General features: G+C 74.4%; 4 protein-coding genes. All 4 read right to left on the bottom strand.

Going from position 1 to position 5,789, the window contains the following annotated elements; translation table 11 throughout:
* Nucleotides 1-2,975 (bottom strand): eCIS core domain-containing protein (locus ACTWQJ_RS45225; RefSeq protein ID WP_443312207.1); only part of this gene is annotated, 2,975 nt, incomplete at its 3' end.
* Nucleotides 2,972-3,250 carry a hypothetical protein gene (locus tag ACTWQJ_RS45230; RefSeq protein ID WP_443312208.1) on the bottom strand — a complete coding sequence of 93 codons (279 nt, stop codon included), beginning with the start codon at nucleotides 3,248-3,250 and terminating at the stop codon, nucleotides 2,972-2,974. The genes ACTWQJ_RS45230 and ACTWQJ_RS45225, both read right to left, overlap by 4 nt.
* Nucleotides 3,241-5,211, bottom strand: coding sequence for an ATP-binding protein (locus ACTWQJ_RS45235; RefSeq protein WP_443312209.1), 1,971 nt, complete (start codon nucleotides 5,209-5,211; stop codon nucleotides 3,241-3,243). Before ACTWQJ_RS45235 ends, ACTWQJ_RS45230 begins: the two co-directional genes overlap by 10 nt.
* A 33-nt stretch (nucleotides 5,212-5,244) precedes the next feature.
* Nucleotides 5,245-5,789, bottom strand: a 545-nt coding sequence (locus ACTWQJ_RS45240) for a Pvc16 family protein (RefSeq protein WP_443312210.1), incomplete at its 5' end; no start/stop codon positions are given.

Consider the following 5,789-nt stretch of genomic DNA (forward strand, 5'->3'; position numbering starts at 1 on the left):
CTCGGCTCGGGCACATTCGCGCCCGGTACCTCGCCTTCCGGTTTCTGCTCGCCGGTGATCTCGGGCGTTTTGCCCGGCGCGGCCTCGGTACGGGCCACCTTGGCGTTGGTGTACGTGCCCGGGGCCGCCGGCGTCGGGCCGCCCGGCACCGTCCGCGGGGAGCCGGACGGGCGCTGCTCCTTCGGCGGCGCCTTGCGCAGCGCCGTACGCTCCTTGTCGACCGAACGGCCGACCGCACCGTTCACGCCCTTGAGCGTGTCCAGCATCTGATGCGGCTTCAGGCCTGCGGCCGTCGCGAGTCCCGCCTCGGGCGTGGCGTTCGAGACATCCGGTGCGGCGGCTTCCTTATTGGGCTTCGCCGGGGCGGATGCGCCTGCGCGTCCGCCGCCGCCCCGCGCCGGTGCGGGAGCGGAGGTCGAGCGACCACCGCCGCCCCCGCCGCCTCCACCACGGCGGGCGTTGCGGGCGGCCTGCCGTGCGGTCTGCCGTTTGCTGCCCGACGGCTTGGACCGGGCGGCGGATCCACCGCCGCCGGATCCCGAAGTGCCGGACGCCTTGGGCGTGTTGGTCTTCGCCTCCGAGGCGGACAGGGGTGAGGGGCCGTTGCCCGGCGCCAGTTGCGGAGCGGAGCCGGGCCCCGGTGTGGAGACCTTGTCCGGGCCGGTTTCCGGTCCGGGGAAGGTGACGTGGCCGTTGCCCTCGGTGACGCTCTGGTCGTCGGGGGTCGGGGTCGGCTTGGTGCCGGGAGTGCTGCCCTGGCCGGTGCCGGTGCCGGTGCCACTGCCGGTGTCGCTGCCGCCACCGCCCGCCGTGTCCTCGCCCTTGTCTGCCGGTTTCGCGGCCCCCTTGTCCGCTCCGGCGCTCGGCTCCGTCTCGCTCTTCGCCGGGGCGCCCGCCGCCTGCGATCCCTGCTTCGCGGTGCCTTCGGCCTGGCCGCCGCCGTCCGCCGGCTTACCGGACGCCTGGGACGAACCCGCGTCCTGGGTACGGGCGTCCTCGTCCGCCTTGGCGAGCCGCTCGGGCCCGGCCGGCTCACCCGCCGGCGGGGTTGTGCCGGCTCCCGCACCATCGGCGGTGCGAGCCTCCGCGTCCCGTCGGCGGGCCTCGGCGTCCTCCGCACGCTGCTCCGCCTGCATCTTGTCGCCGCCGCCTCCGGCGGAGTCCGCCGAGGCCGTCGTGGTGAGCCCGGACGCATCGTTCCCGGTGCCGGTCGCCCCGCCGGGTCCGTCCGGCCCGAGGTCCTGCTCTGCGGACGCGCCGGTGAACAGGTCCTGGTCGGCGAGTCCCTGGGGTTCGTTGTCCGTCCCAGAACGTGCGGGAGCGTCCTGCGGTGAGGGGGACGCGTCCGCCACCTCTTCCGGCGCCGGTCCGACATCCGTGGACGGAAGGGAAGGTCGGGGGGCGTTGCCCTTCTTCCGCTCCTCGACGATGCCCGGGTTCTTCGCCGCCTCCGTGTAGCCGACGAGGTCGGTGTCGGGGACGGGCTCGTTGCCGCGGGCCGCGGGTGTGTCCTCGTCGGCGGCCGGCTCCTGCTCCGCGGGCTCCGAGTCCAGCCCCAACGGCTCGTCGTCCGCGTCCTGTTCGTTCTCCGGATCGCCCGCCGAGCGGATCGGGCCGGTGTCGCCGCCGGTCCGGGGCTTCTCGCCGGGCTCGGCGCCGCTCCGGTCGACGGGCGACGGGGCGGCCGCGGTGTTCGCGGCGACCGCCGGGCCCTCGTCCTGGCGCGTCTGCTGCTCGCCCGCCTGCCGCTCCGGCTCCTGCGGGGCCTCCTCCTGGCTTCCGGCCTCTTCCCGCTCCTCCTCGGCGGCGGCGTCGTCCTTCCTCGCCTCGTCCTGCTGCGCGCCGTCGTCCTCGGCCTTCTGCTGCTCGTCCTGCGCGGAAGCGTTCTGGTCCTCGCGGGCGGCGGTGTCCTTGTCCTCCTGCCCGGACTCCGACCGGTCCTGCTCCCGTGCCCCGGCCTCCTCCTTGTCCTGCGCAGCGGCCTCTTCGGGGGGCGTACTCCCCTTCCCGTCGCCGGCCGCTCCCTCACCGGGCTTCTCCTGCTCGCCCTCCCCGCCGGCTTCCGGCCCGCTTTCGGCGCCCTCCGGCCGCTCGCGCGCGTCCGGGCGTTCATCGGGGGTCTCGTCGCGCCGGCGCTCCTCGGCGACCTCGTCCGCCGCCCCGGGCACGGCCGAGGGCGCCGCCGCCGCATCCAGCGGCAGCGGCCCCGCCTGCTCCGCCTCCTCGACAAGGTCCAGCACCCGGTCGAGTACGGGCGCGGGCAGCCGTATCTCCAGCCGGTCGAGGACGAGGTCCTGCACCTGCGGTGCCAGCCGTCCCAGCTGGAGCCGGACCCGGCCCGACCGGTCCTCCGGGTCGCCGCGCAGGGATCGCAGGACTCCGTTCGCGACGCGGTCGACCAGGGTCGCCGGGTCCAGCTCCTCCATGCGGCGACGATCGGCGTTCACGGTCGCGTACCGCAGCCATCCCGGCGTGGCCTGCCCCGGCTCGATCTCCGGAGCGGACTCCTCGTCCCGTACGAGATCCTGCGCCGCCCCCTCCGCCTCCCGCTCGATCCGCTGGTGCGGCAGGCTCACCGCGCCGAGGTCACGGCCGACGCGCAACGTGCCCAGGCCGTGCGGGTTCTGGATGGTGTGCAGGAGCTCGTGGGCGAGCAGGCGCCGGCCGTCCGCCGTACCGGGCCGGAAGGCGCCCTCGCGGAAGAAGATGTCCTGGCCGACCGCGACCGCGTCCGCGCCGAGCAGCTCCGTCAGCTGTCCGGCGTCGCGGCCGGTGTGCAGCCGTACGCGTCCGAGGTCATGGCCGAGCCGCTCCTCCAGCTCCCGCCGGACGCCGGGGTCGAGGGGCTGGCCGGCGCCGCTGACGATGTCCTTCGGTTCCGGTGTACGGGACTTGGCGGCACGCTCCCTGCGCTTGCGGCGGCGCTGTTCGGCCGCCTGCTCGGAACGGGCGTCCTGGCTCTGCGTGTTGCTCACCGGGTCACCTCCCCATGGCCGCTGAGCCCTTCGTGCACGGCGCGCGCCAGCTCCTGCCCGAGCCGACGTGCGGACAGACCGGCGGGCAGGGGCGGCAGCCCGGACAGGGCGTCCACGGTCAGCGGGCCGTCCGTCGCCAGCGGTACGCCGTGGGTCCGGATCAGGCGGGTGAGCTCACGCTCGAACGCGGCCGAGACCCGCTCCGGGTCCACCCGGAAGCCGCTGAGGGCCAGTTCGCCCACGTCCACCCGGACCTCACGCGGGGTCACACCCATCCGCGCACCTCCGTCGGCGTCAGGGACCGCTCCAGCTTCAGGTACTCGGTGCGGGCCGCCGCGAGCATGTGCCGCATCTGCAGCCGGTCGCCCTCCTCGGCCGCCAGGAACGCGCCGGACAGGGCGATGTTGCGGATCGAGCCGCCCGCGACGGTGAGCTGGGCGAGCAGGTCGCAGTCGATGTCCTTGACCGGGGCCTGCGGCGGCAGGACGCGGCGCCAGATCTCGGCTCGTTCGTGTTCGGCCGGGAAGGGGAAGTCGACGACGAAGCGGATGCGGCGCAGGAAGGCGGTGTCGAGGGCCTTCTTCATGTTGGTGGTGAGGATGGCGAGGCCGCGGTAGGCCTCCATCCGCATGAGCAGATAGCTGACCTCGAGGTTGGCGTACCGGTCGTGGCTGTCCTTGACCTCGCTGCGCTTGCCGAACAACGCGTCGGCCTCGTCGAAGAGAAGCAGCGCGCCGCCGCGCTCGGCGGCGTCGAAGACACGGCGGAGGTTCTTCTCGGTCTCGCCGATGTACTTGCTGACCACCTGGGAGAGGTCGACGACGAAGAGGTCGAGGCCGAGTTCCTTCGCCATGACCTCGGCGGCCAGCGTCTTGCCGGTGCCGGAGCCGCCCGCGAACAGCGCGGTCACGCCGAGTCCGCGGCGCAGCGTGCCGGCGAAGCCCCACTCCTGGTGGACGGTCGGCCGCTGCCGTACATGGGCGACGATCTCGCGGAGCACGCCGACCTGCCGCTCGTGCAGCACCAGGTCGTCCCAGCCGGCCTGCGGTTCGATACGCCGGCCCAGCTCGTCCATGCCGATCCGGGCCTCGGCCAGCCCGGCCCGCCAGGCGAGTCGGGCCGCGGCCGGCTCGTCCTCGGTGAGCAGGTCACGGCGTACGGTGGCGGCCGCGGACCGTACGACATGCGGCGGCAGCTGGAACTGGGCCACGAGCGAACGGAGTTCGAGGTCGTCCAGGTCGATGTCCGCGAACGCGTCGGCCCACAGGGCGAGTTGTTCGTCGTCGTCGAGCCGGGGCACGCTCACGCGGGCGCCGTGCGGCCGGTCGGACCGCAGCGGGTCCTCGCTCGACACGACCATGGGTACGGCTGCCTGGGCCAGGAACGCCTCGGTCGCCGCCCGCTGGTCGCGGTCGAGTTCGCCCACCTCGACGAGCAGCGCGGCGGGCAGCAGGATCGCCTCGCGCTGCCAGAGCCGGGCGAGCCGGTCCCGTTCGGCGGGGTCGGTGGGCAGGTCCTCGGCGCTGATCGCGTAGAGGCCGAGCCCGGAGCGGGCGGCCGCGGCGGCGGCGATGTCGGCCCGGCTGCGCAGGTCCCCGCCGGTCAGCTCGACCAGCAGGGGCGCATCAGGGGTCGCTCCCGCCGTCCAGCCCGCGGCGACCCGGTTCGCGGCCAGGTCGTACGAGGGTGGCAGCCGGTCCGGCACCGGGGTGCGCCGCAGCCGGCCGTGCAGCCGGGCGTCCAGGTAGGGCGAACCCAGCAGGAAGTGCAGGATGCGTTCGTCGAGCCGCAGCCGGGAGGTGGTGAGCCGGGACTCGTCGTCGAGCTCGACGATCCGCCAGCGCCGCAGCGGGGCGACGGGGGTGAGCGCGCTCCAGTGCGGCTCGGCGAGGGCCGCCAGGGCGAGCGAGAAGGTGGGGTACCCCCGCTCCGGGTCACCGCTCGCGGCGGCGCACCGGGCGGCCGTCGTGGGGTCCAGGTCCTGGGCGGCGGTGAGCAGGACGAGGTCGCGTTCGAACGGGGTGAGTCCGAAGCAGGCGATGAGGGCGTCGAGGGGGGCGGCGTGCTGTGGTACGGAGGCGAGGTCGGCGTCGGGCTCGGGTTCCGCCCGCTGTGCGTCCGGCTCGGCGGCGCGTGCCGCGTGGGCGTCGACGCGGGCCAGGACGCGCCCGATCTCCGCGAGCAGCGTCGCGCCGCTGTCCCGCTCGCCGGCCGTGTTCGGCTCGTGTGCACCCATGTCCTCACCTGCCCCCGTCGCGCTCATCCCGTGTCACTTCTCCGTGTTCTCGCCCGTGCCGTCCGAGTTCCGTGGGCCGGGGCGGGCCGGCCGAGGGGTGCGGGTGGTCGTCCTACGGGTGCGCGCCGACGTCTTGGCGACGGCCTTCGCGGCCTTCTTGGCGACAGGCTTCTCGGTCTTTTTTGCGACGGCCGGTGCTTCGTCCTTCGCATCCTCCGTCGCCGGAACAGGGTCTGACGCCTCGTCATCACTCCGCTCCACCCCCGGAGGGACCGGCGCGCCCGGCGCCCCGAACGGCAGCACCCGCACATCCGTCCGTTCGACCGGCTTCCGCGGCACCGGCGTCTCACGCCCGTCGATGAAGACCAGCGCCGCCTGATAGACGACCGACAGTGCGTACGGCGTCTGGTGGAGCATCCCCCACAGCTTCGACGTCTCGTCGACGTCCATCACCGTCGGCGTGAACCGCACTCGCTGTGCGGCCTCGGCGAGGTCGCTGCCCGCCAAGTACGGCTTCTCACCGGCGAGTTCGATGACATCCTTCGGCAGGATCGGTGTCTCGTGCAGGGTGCGCACCA

Source organism: Streptomyces sp. KR55 (assembly GCF_052245645.1).
In the GTDB taxonomy this organism is placed as follows: domain Bacteria; phylum Actinomycetota; class Actinomycetes; order Streptomycetales; family Streptomycetaceae; genus Streptomyces; species Streptomyces flavusporus.